Genomic DNA, 22,303 nt, shown 5'->3' on the forward strand with positions numbered 1-22,303 from the left:
CCGCCATACGGCGGACGATCGGCGCCGGGTTTCGGCGCGCTGGCTCTCGGGGACCGTTCTGACGGGCTTTTCAGGGGCCCTTCTGATCAGCGCCGCCGCTTATACCGCGCTCGACCAGCAGACGCGTTTTGCCGAAGCCCCCACGCGCGCCCAGCCTGCCCGGCAGGCCGAAACGGACGGCAATGTCGTCAATCCGAAAAAAGGCGATCGCATCATGCGTGCGGTCGACGTGGTCGCCGCAAAACAGACCTTTCGCGCCGCGACGACCTCCAAATCGGGCGAGAAGGAAGTGGTGCGCACGCGCGCTTTTACACATGTCGCGGCGACTCTGACCCTCTCTCCGACGAGCTTCGCCGGCGAAGTGCCCGCGTATAACCCGCTGAAGCTCGTAAGCGACGCGCGCGCGCCAGACAGCAACGGGGATGCAGACGTGGCGCTGGACGAGGCGGAGGTCTCTTTCGTGACGAAGGACCTCGCGTCCGTCGACTTAGAGGCCCAAAGTGCGAAGCTGTCCTTCGACGAGGCGCAGGCGCAGGTGCTCGAGCAGGTGAAGAGCACTCTCGCCGCCGGCCCGAAGGCTCTCCCCCTGCCCGGCCAGTTGCTGCTCTCGCGCACGAGCCGCGCGGCGGGCATCGATCCGCAGGCGCTCGCCTACGCCACGCCGGGAGCCTCGCTGACTGCGCCCTTTTCCTCGATCGAAGTGCGCATGGTGCCGGAGAATGTGACGATCGCGCCGCGCGATACGCCGCAACCCACGCAAATGGAAGAAAAGCTCGCCGTCGTGCGCCACGGCGAGGAGCTTGCCGACATTCTTGCGGCGAATGGCGTGCCGAAGGCGAGAATCGCAGCTGTTGTCGCGGCCTACAGGGGCAAACGGGATCCTGTTCGGGAGGGCCAGCGCGTCAAGCTGCTGTTTGCGGATTTCGATGGTTCGGGCAAAAACATGCAGCTTGCCCGCCTGTCGGTTTACAACGACGATGAAATTGAATCGATCGTCGCCGCGACCGACAAGGGCGCCTTCGTGCAGACCCCGACTACGCCCACAGCCATCGCAAAGCGCGGGGCTCCCAAGCGCAATTCGCCCGTTCTCGACGAGTTCGGCGACATAGAGGAAGATCCCGGCGCGATGCGCCTCTACGATTCTCTCTACGAGACCGCGCTAAAACAGCAAATCCCCAAGCCCATCATCAATGAGCTCGTGCGGGTCTTCGCCAATGACGTCGATCTGCAGCGCGCCGTCTCCGGCGGCGACTCGCTCGATATTTTCTACGACGAGCCGGAAGACGGCTCGGGCCCCACGCGCGACTCTCTGCTTTTCGCCTCGCTCAATACGCGCGACGAAACCTATCGTTATTACCGCTTCCAGACGACGGACGACGGGCTTGTCGATTATTATGACGAGAACGGCCGTTCGAGCCGGAAATTCCTGGTGCGCAAGCCGATCTCCATTGGCGAGACGCGCTCGGGCTTCGGGATGCGCCGCCACCCGATCCTGGGCTATTACAAGATGCACACCGGCGTCGACTGGGCGGCGCCGATCGGCACCCCGATTCTGGCGGCCGGCAATGGCACAGTCATCAAGGCGCAGTGGGACTCGGGCTATGGGCGGCGCGTGGAGATCCAGCACGCCAACGGCTACATTACCACTTATAATCATATGTCCGGTTTCGCGCGCGGCATCACGGAGGGCGTGCGGGTCAAGCAGGGGCAGGTTGTCGGCTTCCTCGGCTCAACGGGCCTCTCGACCGGTCCGCATCTCCACTATGAGGTCATGGTCAACGGCCATTTCGTCGACCCCATGCGCGTGAAACTCGCGCGCACGCGCGAGATCGAAGGCCGCATGCTGGCGGAATTCAAGAGAGAGCGCGACCGCATCGATTCGCTGATGGCCAAGGCGCCCAACAGCAACAAGGTCGCCTCGCGCGGCGGCGCGAATCCGACGGCGAGCCGTTAGCGTCAACCATGCAATGCGGTCATGCGAAGCGACGAGCGATTCGCTTGCCGTAGTCGCGCGCCGGCGCTTCGATCAGCCTGTATGTCACCGCCGCGCCCGACAGAACGGCCGCAAGAACAACGACAAAAAGGAGATCGCCGATCCAGGGCGAGGCGACCTCGAGCGTGAACCGGCCCATCGGATGCCCAGACTGGTGGATCAGGCGCTTGATCGCCCCCGTGGCCAGGTAAAAGGCCGTCATGTGGATCATGTAGACGGAGAAGGAGATTTTGCCCAGGAACTGGGCGGGCGCGCTCGACAGGAGCTGTGCGGCGAGGCCCCGCCCGCTACGAAGCCCGACCACCATTGCGACGAAAAGCGGGATGGCGAGGATGATCGACGCGCCATCGGCGAAAGTCATGACCATGATGGCCAGCGCCCCTGAAACCGTCGCCGCAACCGGCAGAAACGGCCAATCGCCCGGCTCGTAAAGCCAGATGGCGACCCCGAGCGTGAAGCCCGCAAGACACCTCACCAGTCCCCAGCCGAAATTCACGTCGAGCGACTGCTTAATCGCGGCGAGAGCGACAAGCGCGCCGCTCGCCAGGCAAATCGCCAGGAGTGCGTTTCTGCCTGGACGCATGTCGCCGTGGGTGGCGACGACGGCGAAGAACGCATAGGCGACGCATTCAGCGCCAATGCTCCACGCCGGCGGATTCCAGCCCAGCTCTCGCACCAGTCCAAGCCCTTGCAGCATCAGCAGATTGACGACCAGCAATCCGGGCGTGAAGGCGCCCGTGAACGGCGCCGAGTCGGAAAGGCCCTGTGCGCGAAGCGCCCATTTGACGAGCTCCAGCGCGAAGACCGCCATGAGCACAGCGAAGTGCAATGGATAGAGGCGGAAAAAGCGCCGTACTGCAAATTCGCGGATCGACTGCGGGGTTCGGAGCCGGTCGCCATAATTGGCGGCGATGACGAAGCCCGACATGATGAAAAAAACGTCGACGGCGAGATATCCGTTGCGCACCAGCCTCGTATCGACGAAATGCGTCGCCCAGGGCACATGATAGAACACGATGAACAAGGCCGCGACGCCGCGCAGACCGTCCAGCGCGGGGTAATGTTTCGAAGCCAATAGAACCTCCACGATCGCGAAAATCGTGGCATTCTGAACCTCGGCTCCTAACGTAACCTTAGCCTTTTGTGACCGCCGAAAAGCGCATGGCCCAAGGGGAAGGAGCGAAGGAGCGAAGGAGCGGCGTTCCTTACGCGCCCTGGAATCCAGCTTGGCGCCGCACGGCCTCCGCACTCATCCCTGCCTCGCGCAAGGCGCGCAGCGTCGCCGAACCACGGCTTTTCGCAAGTTTCTCGCCGCCCTCGTCGCGGATCAGATCATGATGCCTGTAGCGGGGTTCAGGCAGGTCGAGCAGACGCTGCAACAGGCGGTGCAGGCTCGTGGCGAAGAAGAGATCGCGCCCGCGCACGATATTGGTCACCCCCTGCAAAGCGTCGTCGACCACGACGGCGATGTGGTAGCTCGCGGGCGTATCCTTGCGGGCCAGCACCACGTCGCCCCATTGCGCAGGATCGCAGGGAATCGCCGCGAAATCCTCATCCCGGAGAGAGTGCGGCTCGAGGCCTGGCGCCTCATGCTCCCGCCAGCTCAGCCCGCGCCCAGCCAGGGCCGCAGCCTTTTGCATGTCGAGGCGCAGTGCGACGCCCCCCTGCGCGAGAATTTCCCGCGCGGGCGGGTGCGGCTTGGCGCGGCAGGTTCCGGGGTAGAGCGGCGCGCCGTCGGGATCGCGCGGCCAGCCGGGATGCGCGCCCGCGACATGCGCAATGTCCGATCGCTTGCAGTCACAGGCATAGAGCAGCCCCATGGCGTCGAGCCGCCCGAGGGCGCGCGCGTAATCGTCGAAGTGCTCCGACTGGCGGCGCACCGGCTCCTCCCATTCGAGACCGAGCCAGGCGAGATCTTCATGGATCGCGACCTCGAATTCCCTGCGGGCGCGGCCCCTGTCGATGTCTTCGATGCGCAGCAGGAAGCGCCCGCCGCTTTTGCGGGCGAGCGTGAAATTCAGCAGCGCGGAATAAGCGTGGCCGAGATGCAGAAATCCGTTCGGCGACGGCGCAAAGCGGAAGACCGGGAAGGTCATGCGCGACCCCTGATCAGATTTGTCCCTCTGGCCGCTGGCGGGCAGAGGGAGGCGGGACGACGCAGCCGAGCGTTCGGCGGCGTGGTCCCGAGCTATTCTTTTCGGCCTCGTTCCGAGATCGAAAGCGCCGCCGCGAAGGCCTGCTCCCGGTCGAGTTCGCTCGTGTCGAGCAACACCGCGTCGGCGGCGGGCTTCAGGGGCGCGGCGCTGCGTTCGCTGTCGCGGGCGTCGCGTTTCCTGACATCCTCGAGGATGGCGGCGTAATCGACGTCTTCGCCGCGCGAGGCAAGCTCCAGCGCGCGCCGCTGGGCGCGGGTTTCAGGGGTGGCGGTGACGAAAATCTTCACGGCGGCGCCAGGGCAGATGACCGTGCCGATGTCGCGGCCGTCGAGAACGGCGCCCTCGGGCCTTGCGGCGAAATTGCGTTGCAGGTCGATCAGCGCCGCCCGCACCGCCGGCATGGCGCCCATGAGCGAGGCCGCCTCGCCCATCTCGCGGCCGCGCAGACGCGCCTCGTCAAAATCGGTCAGCGACAGACCACGCGCCGCCTCGACCGCCGCGTCCACGTCATCGAGCGGCAGGCCCTCGTCCATCAGGGCGCAGGCGGTCGCGCGATAAAGCAGCCCCGTGTCGAGATGCGGCAGCCCGTAATGCTGTGCAAGGCGGCGGGCGAGCGTGCCCTTGCCGGAGGCCGCCGGTCCGTCGATGGCGATGACGAAGCTCACGAAAAGCGCGCTCCGAGACCCTCCATCAGCGGCCGGAAGGAGGGGAAGCTCGTGGCGATCATCGTCTCGTCGTCGACCGTCACCTTGTCCCGCGCCGCGAGGCCCATGATAAGGAAGCTCATGGCGATGCGATGGTCGAGATGGGTCTCGACCACGCCCCCGCCCCGGACTGGCCCGCCGCGCACAATGAGGTCATCGCCCTCGATCGCGCAGTCGACGCCATTGGCCGCGAGCCCCGCCGCGATGGCGGCGAGACGATCCGACTCCTTCACCCGCAACTCGGAAAGACCGCGCATGCGCGTTTCGCCGCTCGCGAAAGAGGCGGCGACAGCCAGAATGGGGTATTCGTCGATCATCGAGGGCGCGCGCTCGGCGGGAACGTCGACGCCCTCGAGCGCGGAAAAGCGCGCCCGCACGTCGGCGACCTCCTCGCCCCCTTCCTCGCGCCTGTTGTCGAGCGAAATATCGGCGCCCATCTCGATGAGCGTCGTCAAAAGGCCGCTCCTCAGCGGATTGGTCATCACCCCCTCGACCACGATGTCGGAGCCCGGCGTGATCAGCGCCGCGACCAGCGGAAAGGCGGCGGAGGACGGATCGGCCGGCACGCGCACGGGGCGCGCGATCAGTTCGGGGCGGCCCTGGAGCGTGATCTTGCGGCCATGGGCGCCATGAGGTTCGCTCCTCACGCTCGCGCCGAAATGCGCAAGCATTTTTTCGGTATGGTCGCGCGAGGCCTCGGCCTCGATGACCACGGTGCGCCCCGGCGAGTTGAGGCCGCAGAGCAGCACGGCCGATTTGATCTGCGCAGATGCGACGGGCGTCTTGTATTCGACCGGCAGCGGCTCGGCCGAGCCCTGAAGCACGAGCGGCAGCCGGCCGCCCTCGGCCTGTTCGAGCACCTGGGCGCCCTGAAGCGCCAGCGGATCGAGAATGCGCTTCATCGGGCGCTTGCGCAGCGAGGCGTCGCCATCGAAGCGCGCGACGATCGGGTGTCCGGCGACGACGCCCATCATCAGCCGCGATCCGGTGCCGGCGTTCCCGAAATCGAGCGTCTCCACGGGCTGGAGCAGCGAGCCGAGCCCCGCCCCCCAGACGCTCCAGCTCCCTGGTCCATGGCGCACGACCCGGGCGCCGAGCTGGCGCGCGGCCTGCGCCGTGCGCAGAACGTCCTCGCCTTCCAGAAGGCCGTCGATCCGGGTCTCGCCCACGGCCAGGAGCCCGAAGATCATGGCGCGATGCGAGACGGATTTGTCGCCCGGCGGACGCACGCGGCCCGTCAGCGGGCCGGAGGCGGCGGCGCTCAGCGGCGCGGCGGGAACATGGGAGGCGTCCAAAATGCAGGCCCTTGGCAAGCAGCGCGCCGTCGCGGCCGCCGCTACGGCGCCGCGGCCAGCGCGCGGGAATTTTTCTGGAGCGGGCGAAGGGAATCGAACCCTCGACATACAGCTTGGGAAGCTCGCCGAGGCCACTGATCTACAACGCTCGCGTTCCTCTTCGTGGATAAAGGAAAGAGGAATGCCCTGCAAGATCATGGACGCCGCAATTCCGTCAAAGTCGGAAAGCCCACCACGCGATAAAGAAAATGCCGCCCCGCTTGAGCAACGGGACGGCAAAGAAAAGGTCATTCAGAGCACCCAAAACTACCAAAGGGCGCAGCAATTCGCAAGCGCGCCTGGCCATTTCGACGCCCTCCGTCGCGAGCTGATTATCGAATGCGGCGAGCTGATCGCTTCGCTCGGCCTCTCGCTGGCCGAGGCCGCCTGGCGCGGCGATGATCGGCTCACCGAGGCGCATCTGCGCCAGCTTATCGCAGCGACGCGCGCCGCTTGTGCGACGTTCCGCGAAATCGTCCCTGGAGACGGCAATGGGGGCGCGCGATGAGTTGGCTCGACTCTTTCATAGCATCCATGTCCGCCCATCATACGCCGCTGAACGTCGCCGCTAAGAAGGCGGGCGTCGATCGGGGCGCGCCAGAACGCGCCCTTCGTCGCCAGGGGATCAAAGGCAAGAATTCCCTCCCCTCTGCCTCCGTCGGCGGAACGCTTCGCCGCTCCTCCAACGGAGGGGCGCGCAGATGAGAAAAGACGAGATTCCCGGCGTCATCGCAGGCGCGAAACTGATCATTTTCCCTGGGCAAAAGGGACATGGAGGGCCGCCGCCGGTCGATCCACCGAAGGATGGAGGCGACTTGAATCGCCGCCTCGCGACGTTCGCTCGGACCGACCTGGGTAATTCGGAGCGGTTCCAGGAACGGTTTCGAGGACAACTTTTGCATTGCCAGGCGCTCGGGTGGCTTGCGTGGGACGGAAGGCGCTGGTCCAGTTCGCTCGGCCTCGAACGCGTCGAAGAGGCTGAACAGGAAACTGTGCGAGCAATTCGGCTCGAGGCGGACGCCATTGAGGGGACGCGCGACGATTATGAGATTGAAGACGCCAAGGGAAAGAAAGTTCTGCTCTCGGAGGCTCTGCGAAAGCATGGCCGTGCTTCTGAGGCGAGGTCGCGTGTGCGCGCGATTTCTGATCTAGCATCCTGCCGGATGAGCGCGCAGGTTTCGGAATTCGACCGCGACCCCATGCGATTCAACGTTGAAAACGGGACACTCGTTTTCAGGCGGGGAGACGAAGGCGTTTGTGTCGATCTACTGCCGCACAATCCAGCCGATATGATCACAAAGGTTGCCCCTGTTGTTTTTGATCCCGAGGCGCGCTGCGACGCATTCAACCGTTTCTTGGAAGAGGTCCAGCCAGAAGAGACTATGCGGCGATTCTTGGCGCAGTGGTGTGGTTACTCACTGACTGGCAACACATCTGAGCAAAAGCTCTGTTTCTTCTATGGTAAGGGCAATAACGGAAAGTCCGTCTTTGTCGAAACGTTCAGATATATTGCCGGTGACTATGGCGACGAGCTCCCGATCGAAAGCTTTCTCGACGCCGGCCGCGCGCGGATTGGCGGCCAGGCGACGCCCGATCTGGCCGAGCTCCCGGGCGTTCGGTGCCTGACCACGACGGAGTCGGAAAAAGGCGCAAAGCTTGCGGAGGCGCTGGTCAAGCAGATTACGGGAGGCGACCGCGTTAAAGCGCGTCACCTCAACCGCGACTATTTTTCCTTTATGCCGCAGCTCAAATTGACCGCGATGGGCAATTATCGGCCTGAGGTTAGAGGAACGGACGAAGGAATCTGGCGGCGCATCATCCTCGTGCCGTGGGGCGTCACGATCCCGAAAGAGCGGCGCGACCTCAGCCTCTCCGAGAAGCTGCGCGCCGAGGCCTCTGGCATTCTCAATCTTTTCCTCGCCGGGCTGAAGGATTGGCTTGAGAAGGGCCTCCTCGTGCCCCAGAGCGCGCTGGACGCGACGGCGCAGTATCGAGAGGACAGTGATCCGCTCGGGCGCTTCCTTGCTGCGTGCACCGAGCCAGCCATCGGGGAGCGCGTGGCCTCGACAGACATGCACCATCTCTATTGTGTGTGGGCCAAGGCAAACGGTGAGCGCGCCTGGACGCCTACGGGGTTTGGAAAGGCAATGCGCGATCGGGGTATACCCAACGCGAAGAGCTCAGTCGTCTACTGGGTCGATGTAAGGCTCACGAAGTGTGCCAGCGACTTCCAAGATCACCAGGCCGATACCCCGCCGGCAGACGAAAGTAGCTATGGCGCGACCTATGGCCGCGACGATGACTAAGCTTAACAGTAATCAACGGGAGGGTTTTTAGCTTTCACGGGAGGGTTTAGGGAGGGTTGCGGGATGGTTAAGTGCTTGATTTTATGGAAAATGGGAGGGTTGGGAGGGTTTTTGCGCGCTGCCTCGCACATGTGCGTGCGCGTGTGCGCGCATATGAACATTCATAGGTAAAAACCCTCCCAACCCTCCCAAAGCCTTTAAGAACAACAATTAAACCCTCCCAATGTGAACTAACAACCCTCCCAACCCTCCCAAGTAGTTTTAAATCAACTAGATACTAGCAAAGACGTTACTTGTTATAATATCAACCCTCCCAAGGTAAATAAAATCAGTGCATTAGATGATGATATGGGATGAGGGACGATATCTAGAGAAAACGCACAGCCGGGCGGGCCGGTAGATGAGGCCTATACAAGGCGCGGGTCCTTCCCACGCCTGGCTGAGAGGGGAAGTTCAAGCCCTGGGGGTCCACACGAAAGAGGAATTTTTTTTAGGGTTGTAGATGGTTATGGTTGTGGATGGTTATGGTTGCGGATGGTTATGGTTGTGGATGGTTATGGTTGCGGATGTATCGCGAACCCGAAGATCGCGAACCCTGGTGAAATTCATGATTTCGCCCCCGCCCCCGGGGCTCCGCCTCTTCCGTGTTGCTAAGCGGCGAGAGGGACCCGCGAGGCAGGAGCAAAGCTCCTGATCGACCGCGCAACTTGCCCTATCTCACCACCTCGCCGCCAATTTGCGAGGGAGCGAGGGACGTCGATTTTCCACGATGCGGCCGCCCGCTAGAAGAACGCCAAGGCTGCGCTCGCCGTGAAAAGTTCGAGGCCTCTGAGCGGGCTCGTGGATAATTTCTAAGTTACTTGTGTTTTAGCCGGACGCCGGGCCCTCCCCCGTTCGCTTCGATGAATTCCACCCCGGCCGTCTCGAGGGCGGCGCGGATCGCGGCCACAGTGCGGGGCTTCAACTCTTCGCCGGCTTCGAGGCGCGAGATCGTATTCGGCGCGACCTGTGCCAACTGGGCGAGCTCTCGGATTCCAAGGCCAGTAGCGACCCTGGCCATTTTGCACTGAATCGCATTCATTTCGAAGCAATGAACCTATTTTGCGTTGACGTTTCAATTATCGCGCGCTAAAAAGTAGCGTCGTTTCGATTTCATACCACACAACCAACGCGAAAACCACCATTTTCGCGAACGGGAAAGACTTGTCCAATGCCATGGAAAACTGCCGCTACCCTTATCGCCCTCGCCCCCTTTGCGCCCCTCTGGCTGGCCTTCGGTGTCGCCGAAGCCCGCCGCGCGCTGGACGCCGTTCGCGTGAAAGGGGGCGACCGTGACTGACCTTAAGCGACCGCTCATTGAGCGCTCTTTCATCATCGAAGAGCTCAAAACCGTGATGGCAAAACTGCGCGCGATGGAGCTCGCCCTTACGGGCCTGAAAAAGGCTCAGGCGCTGTCCGACACTGACATGAAGGCGTTGGAATTTATAGCCACCGCGGCTCATTGCGATGTCGGCGAGCTCTGCCTGGCGCTCGAAAACGAACAGGACGGAGGGAGCAATGGCTGAGCCGCTCTCCACCCTCCAGATTGTCGACCATCTTGGGGACCTCGTCTCGCTCGCTCGCGCTTTGGAGATGGCAATCTCAGGCTCGGCGACCCTCGACCCCATGGAGAGCCGCGCTCTCAACAAGCTGGCCGAGACGCTCGTCGACGCCATCAAATCGCTGCACCGCTCCCTCGACGCGGAGCTTGAGACCGAGCGGGAGGGCCAGCAATGACCCGTCTCCTTCTGACAGAGCAACCAGCCCGCCGCGGCTTCCTGCGCTCCCTCGTTATGGCGCCCGCCGCCGCGCTGGCGACGCATCGGCTCATCCTGCCGAATAAGGACTCCCCGGAAGACCGCGCCCGGCGCGCATGGGCGGATTTCTCCGCAGCCATGCGGGAGATGACGGCCGACGCCAAGGGGTGGCGCATCAGCGGCGCGGGCGAAGTCAAGCCCTTCAGGGACCGCCCAGCCATGGCGTGGCTCAACGTCCATACGACTCACTATATCGCCGATCTCGATCCCCGGACGCCGCGCGGGATCATCGAAACGTGGCGTAGGTTTCCGCTATGACCGTCCACGCCCCTCCTTCGCGAACCTTCCTAGAAGTCCCGCGCAACACACGCCGCCGCATTGAGGCACTCGTCGAGACGCTGATCGGTCTGCTCGACCAGCTCGACGGCGACTGCGACTTTGAAGACGGCCACGACCTGGAATGGGACCCGGCAGAGGACGGGATCGCGGACCAGAACGGGGCGCGAGAGCAAGGCTGGACCTGACATGGATGAAAAATGAAGCCGCAAGAAATTTTCAAATACATTGATACTTGACTGACGGCCAACCATGTGTGATTGTTCGCCCATCATACCGGATTGGGAGAGACAGTCGTGATTTATGCGGAAGGCTTCACTGCATCGACGGGCGAGTTTGCAACTCTCACCGGCGCGAAATTCGACCGGGTTAACAAGTTCTCTGAGGCAGTCGCGAAGAAGAAAGCCGGAATCTTTATGAGCACTGAAGGCGGCAAGCGGCGGTGGCGTGCGAGCCAAACCATCGCCGCTGCGATTGCCTTCGCGGCCGCTGACACGAATGGCGCCATTGGAGGCATGTCGGCAGGAGATGTTTTCATCACCTTGGACAGCTACGGGGAGCTGCCATTCGTCCTCGATGATGTGTTTTTGCCGTGGCCCGACACCAACAAGCTTTATTCCAAGGAGGAAATCGAGCAGCGCGAAGCGCCTAATCCGGATAATTATCTCGCACTCGTCAAAGACGAGGCAGTGAGACGGACAATCTATCAAGAGCGCCCGCAATTTTGGACCGATCGCGCCAGCGATCTCTACGTTGGCTTCTATTTCTACGGCTACCGCAAGGAAACGCAGGCGCAAGAGCAATACGGCCCTGAGCCTCTTTACGGGAGCCTTGCGCGGATCATGGGCAAGATGCTGGCGCGTTCTGGCGACGGCGAAACATCGGTCGGCCAAATCTACCTCTTCAATGTGCACGACGCGCTCTCGCGCATTGTGAAACGCGCGCGCGAAAGCGGCATCTCTTTCCCGGCGCTTCGCGAACACTACGGTCGACCGGAACTGACTGCTGCGCAGGCCTAACATGTCGATCCAGCTCACACTTCTCGAGCGCGCCCTGCTCTCGATAGCGCCGACTCTCGCTATGCGGAGGATTCAAGCCCGCGTGGCGGCGAATGAATTCGTCCGCAATTACGATGGCGCGTCGCGCGATCGTCGTCTCGGCAACTGGCGCGCCTCCGCGACAGGACCCAACGCCGAGATTGGACGGCACGGTGAGCTTATCCGTTCTCGCGCTCGCGACCTGGCGCAGAATAATAAGGCGGTCGCAGCGGCCAAATTGCAGTTTATGGGTAAGACGGTCGGAACCGGCATTACCCCGCGCGCCGTCCATCCCGGCGAGCCGACGCGGCAGGCGGCCGAGGATGCGTGGGCGCGCTTTGTCGATAGCTGCGACCCCGATGGGCAACAGGATTATTATGGCCTTCAATCGCTAACCGCCGGCTCGATGTTTATCGACGGCGAATGTCTGCAAATGTGGCTTCCCGATCACGACGGAAGCCCGAACGCACAAATCAAGGTCCTCGAGGCGGACATGCTGGATGACCGGCAGGTTGGGAATTTTCCTGGCCAGGGCCGGCGCGTTGTGGCCGGTATTGAATTCGACGCATGGAACCGTCGTGTCGCCTATGTGCTCCATCAGGCGCACCCCGGCGAGGCCGACGCCTTCGGGGTCGGGCTCAAAACGGAGCGTGTGCCGGCCGCGCTGATTGATCATTATTTTCACGTCGCGCGGCCTGGCCAGCTTCGTGGCGTGTCCTGGCTCGCGCCGTCGATCGTCGGCTTGCGTGGCTGCGACGATGTGAAAGAAGCGATCATCTGGCGCAAGCGGCTGGAGGCATGCCTAGGGCTGATTGTGCGCTCGCCCGAGACTATGGGCTCCGCCCCAATAGTCGGCCGGCAACGCACCGACAGTAAGGGTCGGGTCGAAGAGGAACTAGCGCCAGGAAAAATTATTCGCCTGGGTCCGGGCGAGGATGTGACGACGCTCGATCCGGCGCCGAGCGGCGACGCAATGGAATTCCTGCGCTCCGAGCTTTACGCATTCTGCGCGACCGTGGGTGTTTCCTATCACGAAATCACGGGCGACGCGTCGCAGGCTAATTACTCATCCATGCGGGCGGCGAAGATCGCCGGCGATGTGCTCATTGACATGATTCAATGGCTCGTGTTTGCGCCCCGCATCAAGGCGGCTTGGCGGCGCGTGATGCAGCGCGAGTATGCGCTCACCGGGCGGCGAGAATTTCTGGCTGTGCGATGCGAACTCGCTATGCCCATTCGACCTTGGGTCGATCCGCTCAAGGATATCACGTCGAAAATCCTCGAGCTCCGCGCTGGTTTGCAATCCATGCCGGACGCGCTCGCTGAGCGTGGCGTCAGTTGGCAGAAGCAAATCGCCGAAATCGAGAAGTGGGTTGCCGCAACGGAAGCGGCTGGCCTCGTCTTCGATACGGACCCGAGCCAGGTCGACCGCACCGGCGCGATGCAGGCGTTGCAAGCAATAACGAACGTCGCCGGCAATAAATAGGGATAGAGCGATGGACTTGAACACCCGCCGCCAAACTTTCGCGGTTTCTTCTTACAACGCCGATACGCGAACATTTGAAGGGAACGCCGCTTCTAACGGTCCGATCGACCGCGGTTCGCACTTTGAGCAAATCGACTGGGCAGACGCTGATGTTTCGCGGGCGGCCCAGGGCGTTATGCCCCTCCTCGACAATCATAACGGCTCGACCCTGAAGGCGAAACTGGGGAACGTGCTCAGCCTCACGAAGGTTCAGGGTGGATTGCTCGGCAAATTCGAGCTCGCCGAGACGGATGAGGCGCGCGCCATTGCTTCCGAGATCGCCAGCGGTCGGGCGAGGGCGCTATCGGTCGGATATACGGTCGAGCGATGGGAGCACGTCGGGGAACTCGACGGCAAGCCGGTCTTGCGCGGCGTGGGGCCCAAAGTTTTCGAAACGAGCATCGTTTCGATTCCCGCCGATCAGAATTGCGCAGTGAGGGGCGTGTTCCCTCGCATTCATCTCGAAAAGGAGAATAGAAGCATGCCTAATCCCAGCCCCGACACGACAAATGCCCCGCCGCCCACGCCGCCTGTTGGGATGGAAGCCACTCGCGCCTTCGAACTGCTCGAACGCGCAACGTTGCTCGGGCAGCGATCAATCGCCGAGCGAGAAATTCGCGCCGGCAAGAGCGAGGACGAAGTAATGAACGCGGTGTGGGCCGGCGCCCGCGCTCAGGCGTCGGTCGAAGGCCAGCGCCTCCACTCCATCGGCGCGTCGGGCTCGCTTGTCCACCAGCACACGCGCGGGGACACTTTTGAAAATCCGGAGTTCGCGAGGGGCGCGGCCGAAGATGCGATGTTTGCGCGGCTGACGAATACGAAGCCGGCGGAACGGGCGCTCCGGTTCATGAACGTCCAGCTCGCCGACTATGACGACGTGCTCGCTGAGATGCGCGGGGAGCGTCGTTCGAGGGCGTGGAAAAATGAGCAGCTCTCGACTCGTATGATGACAACGAGCGATCTGCCCAATCTGACGAAAAATGCCGGCGAGCGCGCCTTCCGGCATTTGATGATGTCGATGGAGAGCGGCAGTTCGGCGATCGTCGCGCCTATGACGGTCGCCAATTTTCGCGAAGTCACCGAAATCCAGGCGTCGACTTTTCCCGAGCTCAAGAAGGTTGGCGAAGGCGGAGAGCTCCAATACGGATACATCGATGAGTCGGCCGAGAAGATCAAGATTGATTCGTTTGGCCGTATCGTGATGGCGTCGTATCAGGCCATCGTCAATGATGATCTTGGGGGCTTACAGGCCAGCATTCGTGCGAGTGCCGTCTCGGCCTCAAATCTCAAAGCGACGACTACCATGACCGCGGTTGGCGCGACGATGAGCGACGGCCAGACGCTGTTTCATTCCAGTCACGCCAATCTCGCCGGTTCCGGTGCGGAACCCTCCGTGACAACAATTACGGAGGGCCGCAAAGCCATGCGGGTCCAAAAGGCGGTTGGCGGCGAAGCCATCCTGGGCCTAGCGCCGGCCATCATCCTCTGTGGCCCTTCGATGGAAACGAAGGCCGAAACTGTGATTGCGACGATCAACCCGACCGCGTCGGCCGACGTGAATGTCTTCAGCGGCAAATTACGCCTCGCCGTGGAGCCGCGGATCATCGGCAATGAATGGTATTTGTTTGCCGATCCGGCGGTCTACCCCTGCGTGAGGTTTGCTACGCTCGCGGGATTTGAGAGCCCGGTCTTCGAAGAGGACCGCGGATTTAATCGGCTTGGCATGTCTTGGCGCGTCCACTGGCACATCGGCGCCAGCCCAGTTGATTTTCGCGGGTGCTGGAAAAACCCGGGCGCGGCTTAATCACGAATTTTTGGGGCGTCTTCTGACGGTGAAACGGTAAGCCGAAAAACGGAAAACGGGATCCCGAGCCCCAAAAACCCGCTTCCACTCTGGGCGGAGCGAATCATCGGGTCAATCCCGTGCAGCCGTCGCTCCTGCGCCTTGGCTCTCAAGGCGCAGGAGTGTCCTATTTTTACGTCGGCAGGACTAAATACGAGTAACTAGATATTTGATACAAAATATAATGTGTGCTATCAGATAGCATCATACCTGTCTTAAAGACTGAAGACACGATGGCCGGCGCAAAAACCCAATCGCCAAAATCCGACAAGGGGCGCAATGCTGTGCGTTCTCAGGGGCTTTTCCCTTCGGAAACGGAAATTGCGCGACGGCATTCGCAAACGCCGGCCGAGTGGGCCGCGAAAGCCGTCGTTTTGGAGCGTCAAGGCCTCCCGAGGGTCGATCCCATCATGGGCGGCCGGTTCTGGCCAGCCGTCGAAGCCTTCTGGCGCCGCCTCTATGGGCTCAATAGCATCGAGCCGTCCCAGCCGGACGGAAAGGAAAATCTCGATGCGTTATGATTTCCCCGGCCTCAAAAAGAGGCAGAACAAGAATGGCAAAATCCGCCTTTATTGGGTGGCGCGGACTGATGTGAGAACGGCAGGCTATCGGCCGGCAACGGTTCCTCTGCATTACGAGTGGGATGACGCCGCGCAGCATCCCCTGATTTCTACCGCCTGCATGAAACTGCAAGCGGAAATGCTCGAGTGGTTCGCGGGCCGGACTGATACGCGCCGGCCGTTCGACGGCACACTAGGCGCTCTCGTTCGCCGATACCAAACCGACGATGAAAGCCCGTATAAGCGTCTGAAATGGAACACTCAGCGCACATATGACCAGGTTTGCGAAATCATCGAGAATGCTTTCGGAGAACGCTCACTCGCCTGTCTCGGATTGAAAGATTTTAGGCGCTGGTATGACGCCGCGCGGCAGGCGAAAACGCCGGGCGGCCCGCAGCGGATTCGCAAGGCACACGGGATCATCACGATGATCCGTCGGCTCGTCTCTTATGGAGTCGCGGCTGAGCTCGCCCAGTGCAAGCGTCTTAAAGAAATCCTAGAAGTCGCCGAATTCGAACAATCGCCCCGGCGGCGACAGAAATTGACGCTCGAGCACGTTGAAGCATTCCTGCCGGTGGCGATCGCGGGCGGCCGGCTATCCTTGGCGCTCGGAACCGCGCTGCAATTCGAGACGACGCTGCGCCAGCGCGACGTTATTGGCGAGTGGGTTCCAATCGCCGAAAGCGAGGACGCCTCGGGGATCATCCTGCGCGGCCGGCGCTGGGCCAATGGGCTGACCTGGGCGGACCTTTCGAAAGATTTGGAGCTCTACAAAGTCACGACCAAAACGGGCGCGGTAGCCGCACACGATCTTCGCCTGTGTCCGCTGGTCATGCGCGTCCTCGCCATGGTCCCGCCTGAGCGGCGCGTTGGGCCGCTGATTATCGACGAAATCTCAAGCCGGCCCTACGCCGAACACGCCTACGCGCGCGAGTGGCGCATCATCGCCGATGCGGCAGGGATCCCGCGGGGCGTGTGGAATATGGACGCGCGCGCTGGCGGCATTTCGGAAGGTGACGAGGCGGGAGCGGAGCTAGACGACCTCCGGTCGCTCGCGGCGCATTCGCTGGCCTCGACAACAGCCGGCTATGTGCGCGGCACGATTGGAAAGTCTCGGAAAGTCGCCAAGCTCAGGGCCGCGCATCGCGCGGAACGCAAGCCGAACGATTGATGGGGAACGCCTTGGGGAACGCGGGGAACGTTTAGATCAGCGGCAGGACGATACCAAGCTGAAATCCAAGAGAAAACTTGGAGCGGGCGATGGGAATCGAACCCACGACATACAGCTTGGGAAGCTGTCGTTCTACCACTGAACTACGCCCGCGAGTCGCGTCGAAACGCCCGAAATTTCTAGCGGAACTCCGGGGGCTCCGCAAGCCCGTCGATCTTTCGCCGACCGGAACAGAACGCGATCGAAGCCGACATTGCGCGACGGCAAGCGCCACGAAAACCCCAACGGTGGCTTCGGCTCACGTCCCGTTCATGCGCTCGTCAAACGCCAAAACTGCCACGCCGATGAGTCCAATCCGCTGTCACGTAGCCTGTCGGAACGCCTCACCGAGCCTGCGAAGAAGCTCCCGCACAAGCCCGAGATTGCGGCTGTCGGCTCTGCGGCAGGGCGGGAGGCGACGCGCACAGGACGCGCAGCTCCAGCAGGCGCCTCGACACGCCCATGAATTTCAAAGCTTGAGATGGAGCGAGAAACCGGTTTGCGGTTATCGAAACGGCTTGCGCCCTTGATTATAAGCAGGTTTTACGTCGCTCCATGCAATCTGAAAGCTGATGCGAATATGAAGCCGGTCGTGATCCCGAAGACAATAACGCCTTTCATCCGGCGTCCTTGATTGCTTCGCGAATATTACCCATAGAGCGGTCCTCTCGAAGGTAAGGATTGTGACGCTCAGTGCGGCGGCATCCAGATCCATAAAGGCGGCGCGCCAGGGAAGTGGACATCCTTGACGATCGTCTCGTCCGACACATTGTCCGGCTTGAGATAGATGTAATAATTGTCATTGCGTTGAAACAGTTCGTCCTTGGGCGTGCTTTCCGGGCTGATCAGCATGTTGTTTGCGAAGCGCACATGCATGTAATGGGGAAGCAGTTCCGTAAACTTCTCGGCACGCGCTTCGAGCGTGAACCGATAAAGCTGCCGGCCAGTGATTTTCAGCACGGCGGCGGTTGCGTCGGCAATCGGCGTGAGCGGCGCCTCCTGCCATCCGGTTCCGACCTGGATGAAGGCCTGCACGCTTGGCGACATGACATAGATCGGCGGTTCCTGTCGGGTGTTTTCGATATAGATCGTCACCTCGTAACGATTGCCGCCGAGGCTGGCGATCGAGGCGATGTCGCTGCGCAGGGTCGAGGTTGCAAGTTCCTCGAGAGCGGCAAGGCGCGCCCGACGCGCTTCGATCTCATAACTTTGGTAACGCGCCACGCCCTCGTTCAGAAGAAAAGCAAGGGCGAACAAAACTGCAGCCGCAGCGCCCGCACGCCGAATGGCCATCCAGAGATTGGCGCCGAGCTTTTGAAACGCCTGCGCGCCTTCGGCCGCGGCGAGGGTCGGCGGCTCGTGTCGGGCTGGCTCGGGAAGCGAAATCACCCGAAGAGGACGCGGCGAGGCCTCGACCTGCGCGCCATCGAGGGGCGTGAGGACGCCCTGCCGCATTTCCAGAACCCGGCCTGCAAGCCCCGCGAGGTCGCGATTGTGCGTGACCATCACCATGCCGAAACCTTCTTCGGCCCGGAGCGCCTCGAGCAAGGAGACGATCTCTTCCTCTGTTTCTTCGTCGAGATCGCTCGTTGGTTCGTCGGCCAGAATCAGGCGCGGGGCGTTTATCAGCGCGCGGGCGATGGCGACGCGCCGCTGCTCCCCGCCCGACATTTCGCCAGGGAACGCAGACAGCCGACGAGACAGGCCGACCCGCGTCAGCAGATCATGCGCTCTCGCATAAATCTGTTCGGGCTGGGCTTCGCCTCCGAGTAGCGCCGGCAGCGCGACATTGTCGATCGCGCGCAGATTCGGCAACAGGCTGGAAAACTGAAAGATGAAACCGATTTCCCGGCGGCGGACGTCGGCGAGACGCGCCTCCGGAAGCGTCCATATGTCCACGCCGCCGATCGCGATCTCGCCGCCTGTGGGGCGAGTCAACGCCCCGATCATGGCAAGCAGCGTCGATTTGCCTGAGCCAGAGCGGCCGACGATTGCGACGAACTCTCCGGCGCCGATGACGAGATCGGCCTCCGCCACGGCGTCGACGCGGTTTTCGCCGTCCCGGTAGCATTTCTGCAGACCCGTCGCGCGAAGAATCATGGCGCGCTTTCCATCTGGATCATACGAGCTGGCTCAAGGCGCAACGCTCGGCGGCTCGCCAACAGGGCGCCGATGAGGCCCAGCGCGAGGCCGAAGCACAGAGAGGCTGCGCCGGCGCCGACGACGAAGCCATCCGGCGGACCCTCAAAGGGCACGCCGAGCGAGGCGAAGTAAAACCCTAGCGACCGCGCAGCGAGAAAGATCAGCGAAATGCCGAATACGATGCCGGCGATCCCGCCAATTCCGGTGATGATGAACGCCTCGAACAATGTGAGCGTGATGATCTGCCGGGGCCGGGCCCCCATCGCTCGCAGCATGCCGATCTCACGATAGCGCTCCTGCACGATCGCCGAGAACAAAAGCGAGACAACGAAGAGCAACGCCATGAATAGCAAAGCCCCGAAAACGCCGACTCCCCAGACAAGACTGCCGAGCGATTGCCGCGCCGAGGTGAAGATTGGATTGCCCGATACGACCTTGATTTGTGGAATCTGTCCAATGGCGAAACGCGCCTGTTCGAGAGAAGCGCCCGGCGCCAGTTGCAGCAGGTAAGCCGAGACCCTGCGCGGCGCGAGCTCCGGCAGACATTCGGGCGCCATGTGGCGATGATGATGGTCGCCGGCCGTCTCATGCGGGGACGGAGAGCCGGCCGGGCGCATCTGCCGAGCTGAGGCGATCAGCTGATCGAGCCCCGCGAAAGTGAGGAAGTAGGATTCATCGACAGGCCCAACGCCCGTATGCCCCAGGCGATCTGTGATGGTCAGGGTCTTACCGCAGATGGAAATCGTCTCGCCGGGCCTCTGCGTCACGCGTTCGCCGACAAGAAGCTCCGTGGCGCCAAGAGAAGGGCGCCGACCCTGGGGGAGCCAGGGCTCGACGGTAAAGTCGGCGGACGGATCATAGGCGATGAGCCGTATGGCGCGACCCTCGACGCCCGCCTGCACGAGACGCTGGGGCGCGACCCTGGCGACGCCTGGAACTTGACGAAGCGTCTCGCCGAGCGAGTCGTCCAGTTCGAGTTCCGTCGGCTGCACGGTGAGCAGCGTGCTCGTCAGATTGACGAGGGTTCCCTGCGGCACGATGACGAGATCGGCTCCCATCCGGGAGAAACTGGTCAGAATGCCGTCACGCAGCGACCAGCCGAGGATGGCCCCGGAGAACCCGACGCCGACAGCAATCATGATCGCAATACCCAGAAAGACGCTGCGAAGCAGCCTCCGGGCGACATTTTGTGCGGCGAGTCGCAGCAGAAGAAAGCGCGCGCGGGATCGGAAGGACATGCTTGGCTCGGGCGTTACTCGGAAATACGGCCCGACTTTGAAGCCGGGCCGCCAGTGTCGCAGGGATGCTTACTGATCGCTGAAGCAGGCAAGGTGGAACGACCGACGCGACGGCTTGCCCGTCACATCGTAGGCGCAGACACGCATCTGCATCGGGTAATCCAGAAGACCAACCGTGCAGAACCCGGGCTCCACCCGACTCATAAGCCGCGCTGCCGATGACGCGAGCCATCGCATTGATCACGCAAGCGAGGCGATGTTCGAAATCAGCCATTTCTTTCCCCTGCGTACTCAAACCGTCGTCGACCGGCTGTGAATCAACTCCTGGTTATTGCGCGGAATGATGACGCAGTCATGGTGTCCGCCGAAGTTCGGGATGTACCCCACCGGCTCAAGCGTATCCTGGGTGAAGATGAAGGTGCCCGCCTCCAGCCGTTGGAAGCCGCTGAAGATCGCCAGCACATACTTGCCATCGTAGGTGACATGCATGGTCTGCGTATCGACGCCGACATTCTCGAAGCGCTTGATCGTCGTCCAGGTCTTGGTGTCGACGACCACGATCGAGCTTTTCGCCGGCTTCTGGTGCAGCTCGGAGACGAACATCTTCGAGGCGTCCATCGAGAAGGTGATGTGGAACGGGCTCGGCGTCGATCCCGTCCAATGAGAATCCTTGAAGACGGTGACGCGTTTCCAGTTGCGCGGATCGCGGTCCTCGCAATTGAACACGCCCATGCTGTTCTGACGGGTATTGTTCGTCATGGTGAACCACTTGCCGTCCGGGCTGAAGCCGCATTCGTGGCCCGAGGTCACCACATTGTCGAGCGCCAGCTCCCAGATGCCGTCGGCGATCTTCTTGATTGGCAGCGCGTCCTTTGTCGTGCCATCCGGGGAGGAGATGGCGGCGATCGGCTCCATCGTCGTACGGTCGAAGACAACGCCCACCGCGAACATGCGCAGCGTCACGAGCGACAGCGGATGAATGGGATGATGGACGCAGTTATCGGCGCCGGTCAAAGCCTTCACGTCGCTGCCGGGGAGCTGGCCGGTATAGGCGAGATATTCGCCCATCGGCACCATTTCCCACTCGAGCTTGTTGCCCTTGACGCCGCGATAATCATAGAGGCCCGTTTCCGGCGCCTTGACGAGACGGCTGATGCGGACCTTGCCGCCCTTGAACCAGTTGTCCTGAAGCAGACCATTGGGCTCGGCGCCGATCCAGTCGAATCGGAAGGCGTCGATCACTTCGGTCTTGTCGTAGCCGGTCGCGCGCTTGAAAAAGGCGACGATGTCCTTCTGGCCGTCGGAGACGGAGAAGCCGGACGCGTCCGGGAAAATCACCGTATGCACGCCAAGCCCGATGCCTGTGGTCTCGGCGATATTCTCCAGCAGGTTCATCTGCTGCCCATCGAAACCGACGCGATAAATCTGGTTCCCCTGGCCCCACAACGGATCGAGCATGCCATGTTCACGGATCTGCGTCGGGATTCCGTAGATGAGGACGTTCTGGGCGCCCTGCGTGGAGTTCAGGAATTCGAAGCCCTTGCGCGGATCGGCCGAGGGGAAGGCCGCGAGATGGTGGGCGATCGGGCAGCTGTCGCCATAGTTCCAATATTCGATCCAGGCCATCGTCTTTCCGGTGGCGAGATCCTGCGCCTGCGCGCCGCCGCCGAGTTTCGTGGGCGTGAGCCATACGTAGTCGCCGAGGGTGGCGAGGCGCAGCGCATTGGCCTCGGCCGCCGAGGCCGTCGGAACCAGCGGATTGGACTCTCCCATCAGGCTTGAAAGCAGCCCCTTCGCGCTTGCGGAGCGAGCGCCGAGGATCGTCCCGACGACGCCGGTCGTGGCGGCGGCCAGCAGCTTGCGACGATCAATTGGCCCCCGCTGATTATAGAGCCGCGTCACGTTTGGCGCGTTCACCTCCGAGGCGTCCGCGTTCTTGTTCATATTCTCATCATTGGACATGACACTTTCCCCATCATGGCAAAGGCGCCGCACGCGCCCTTGGCGCAATTCCCCAAGGCCAGCATACGCCATTTCCCTGCTGCCGCTATCGGCGCATAGGCGCCCACGGCCGAGATGCCGTCAAGCCGCACGTGGCCAAAATGAGCACTCATGGGTTTGAC

At 62.2% G+C, this 22,303-nt stretch carries 19 protein-coding genes, 1 tRNA gene and 1 pseudogene (1 of these 21 running past the window's edge); 12 read left to right on the forward strand and 9 right to left on the reverse strand.

All coding sequences use genetic code 11. The features are described from left to right. Positions 1 to 1,954: the 3' portion of a M23 family metallopeptidase gene (locus WOC76_RS15455; RefSeq protein WP_445730616.1), read on the forward strand. The gene continues 98 nt to the left of window position 1, outside the view; the window shows 1,954 of its 2,052 coding nt (coding positions 99-2,052); its start codon lies off the left edge, out of view; the stop codon is at positions 1,952 to 1,954. 19 nt (positions 1,955 to 1,973) lie between these two features. Here WOC76_RS15455 and WOC76_RS15460 read toward each other — a convergent pair whose 3' ends face one another. The 4 genes from WOC76_RS15460 to aroA all read right to left on the reverse strand — a co-directional run bounded on the left by WOC76_RS15460 (position 1,974) and on the right by aroA (position 6,148). Beyond that, on the reverse strand, positions 1,974 to 3,068 hold the full coding sequence (locus WOC76_RS15460; protein WP_341105621.1) for an acyltransferase family protein: 1,095 nt from the start codon (positions 3,066 to 3,068) through the stop codon (positions 1,974 to 1,976). 130 nt (positions 3,069 to 3,198) lie between these two features. Then, a complete protein-coding gene (gluQRS, locus tag WOC76_RS15465) occupies positions 3,199 to 4,089 on the reverse strand; it encodes a tRNA glutamyl-Q(34) synthetase GluQRS (RefSeq protein ID WP_341105620.1) in 891 nt (296 codons plus the stop codon). A 92-nt stretch (positions 4,090 to 4,181) separates the two neighbouring features. Next, entirely contained in the window at positions 4,182 to 4,814 is a 633-nt protein-coding gene (gene cmk / locus WOC76_RS15470; RefSeq protein WP_341105618.1) for a (d)CMP kinase, read from the reverse strand. Next, positions 4,811 to 6,148 carry a 3-phosphoshikimate 1-carboxyvinyltransferase gene (gene aroA, locus WOC76_RS15475; RefSeq protein WP_341431484.1) on the reverse strand — a complete coding sequence of 446 codons (1,338 nt, stop codon included), beginning with the start codon at positions 6,146 to 6,148 and terminating at the stop codon, positions 4,811 to 4,813. Before aroA ends, cmk begins: the two co-directional genes overlap by 4 nt. A 181-nt stretch (positions 6,149 to 6,329) precedes the next feature. Here aroA and WOC76_RS15480 point away from each other — a divergent pair, with 181 nt between their 5' ends. Both WOC76_RS15480 and WOC76_RS15485 read left to right on the forward strand, forming a co-directional pair. Next, entirely contained in the window at positions 6,330 to 6,695 is a 366-nt protein-coding gene (locus tag WOC76_RS15480) for a hypothetical protein (RefSeq protein WP_341105616.1), read from the forward strand. A 193-nt stretch (positions 6,696 to 6,888) separates the two neighbouring features. Continuing rightward, the gene (locus tag WOC76_RS15485; RefSeq protein ID WP_341105615.1) at positions 6,889 to 8,493 is read left to right on the forward strand and encodes a DNA primase family protein; all 1,605 of its coding nucleotides are present in this window, start codon (positions 6,889 to 6,891) and stop codon (positions 8,491 to 8,493) included. A gap of 856 nt (positions 8,494 to 9,349) precedes the next feature. On the opposite strand, the gene WOC76_RS15490 is transcribed toward WOC76_RS15485, so the two are convergent. Further along, positions 9,350 to 9,574 carry a helix-turn-helix transcriptional regulator gene (locus WOC76_RS15490; RefSeq protein ID WP_341105613.1) on the reverse strand — a complete coding sequence of 75 codons (225 nt, stop codon included), beginning with the start codon at positions 9,572 to 9,574 and terminating at the stop codon, positions 9,350 to 9,352. A 250-nt stretch (positions 9,575 to 9,824) separates the two neighbouring features. Between WOC76_RS15490 and WOC76_RS15495 the strand changes: the two genes are divergently transcribed. The 9 genes and pseudogenes from WOC76_RS15495 to WOC76_RS15530 all read left to right on the forward strand — a co-directional run bounded on the left by WOC76_RS15495 (position 9,825) and on the right by WOC76_RS15530 (position 16,761). Further along, entirely contained in the window at positions 9,825 to 10,058 is a 234-nt protein-coding gene (locus tag WOC76_RS15495; protein ID WP_341388919.1) for a hypothetical protein, read from the forward strand. After that, complete coding sequence (locus WOC76_RS15500; RefSeq protein ID WP_341105609.1) at positions 10,051 to 10,269, forward strand: hypothetical protein; 219 nt, start codon at positions 10,051 to 10,053, stop codon at positions 10,267 to 10,269. Before WOC76_RS15495 ends, WOC76_RS15500 begins: the two co-directional genes overlap by 8 nt. After that, a complete protein-coding gene (locus WOC76_RS15505; protein WP_341105608.1) occupies positions 10,266 to 10,607 on the forward strand; it encodes a hypothetical protein in 342 nt (113 codons plus the stop codon). The genes WOC76_RS15500 and WOC76_RS15505 overlap by 4 nt, the downstream gene beginning before the upstream one ends. After that, on the forward strand, positions 10,604 to 10,813 hold the full coding sequence (locus WOC76_RS15510; protein ID WP_341105606.1) for a hypothetical protein: 210 nt from the start codon (positions 10,604 to 10,606) through the stop codon (positions 10,811 to 10,813). Before WOC76_RS15505 ends, WOC76_RS15510 begins: the two co-directional genes overlap by 4 nt. Before the next feature lie 108 nt (positions 10,814 to 10,921). Beyond that, positions 10,922 to 11,644, forward strand: coding sequence for a hypothetical protein (locus WOC76_RS15515; RefSeq protein WP_341105604.1), 723 nt, complete (start codon positions 10,922 to 10,924; stop codon positions 11,642 to 11,644). Between the two features lies 1 nt (position 11,645). After that, positions 11,646 to 13,148 carry a phage portal protein gene (locus WOC76_RS15520; RefSeq protein WP_341388923.1) on the forward strand — a complete coding sequence of 501 codons (1,503 nt, stop codon included), beginning with the start codon at positions 11,646 to 11,648 and terminating at the stop codon, positions 13,146 to 13,148. A gap of 10 nt (positions 13,149 to 13,158) precedes the next feature. After that, positions 13,159 to 13,614: pseudogene (locus WOC76_RS24370) on the forward strand (HK97 family phage prohead protease); the annotation flags it as partial. 225 nt (positions 13,615 to 13,839) lie between these two features. Next, a complete protein-coding gene (locus WOC76_RS15525) occupies positions 13,840 to 14,991 on the forward strand; it encodes a phage major capsid protein (RefSeq protein WP_341431485.1) in 1,152 nt (383 codons plus the stop codon). Between the two features lie 549 nt (positions 14,992 to 15,540). Beyond that, entirely contained in the window at positions 15,541 to 16,761 is a 1,221-nt protein-coding gene (locus tag WOC76_RS15530) for an integrase (protein WP_341105597.1), read from the forward strand. Positions 16,762 to 16,839: 78 nt separating this feature from the next. Here WOC76_RS15530 and WOC76_RS15535 read toward each other — a convergent pair. The 4 genes from WOC76_RS15535 to WOC76_RS15550 all read right to left on the reverse strand — a co-directional run bounded on the left by WOC76_RS15535 (position 16,840) and on the right by WOC76_RS15550 (position 22,142). Beyond that, positions 16,840 to 16,914: transfer RNA gene (locus WOC76_RS15535), tRNA-Gly, on the reverse strand. Between the two features lie 576 nt (positions 16,915 to 17,490). Further along, entirely contained in the window at positions 17,491 to 18,900 is a 1,410-nt protein-coding gene (locus WOC76_RS15540; RefSeq protein WP_341105595.1) for an ABC transporter ATP-binding protein, read from the reverse strand. After that, the gene (locus tag WOC76_RS15545; protein WP_341105594.1) at positions 18,897 to 20,180 is read right to left on the reverse strand and encodes an ABC transporter permease; all 1,284 of its coding nucleotides are present in this window, start codon (positions 20,178 to 20,180) and stop codon (positions 18,897 to 18,899) included. Before WOC76_RS15545 ends, WOC76_RS15540 begins: the two co-directional genes overlap by 4 nt. Before the next feature lie 291 nt (positions 20,181 to 20,471). Next, positions 20,472 to 22,142, reverse strand: a complete 1,671-nt coding sequence (locus WOC76_RS15550; RefSeq protein WP_341105591.1) for a hypothetical protein — start codon at positions 22,140 to 22,142, stop codon at positions 20,472 to 20,474. Between the last annotated feature and the right edge of the window lie 161 nt (positions 22,143 to 22,303).

The sequence above is a fragment of the Methylocystis sp. IM3 genome (assembly GCF_038070105.1).
Classification (GTDB): Bacteria; Pseudomonadota; Alphaproteobacteria; order Rhizobiales; family Beijerinckiaceae; genus Methylocystis.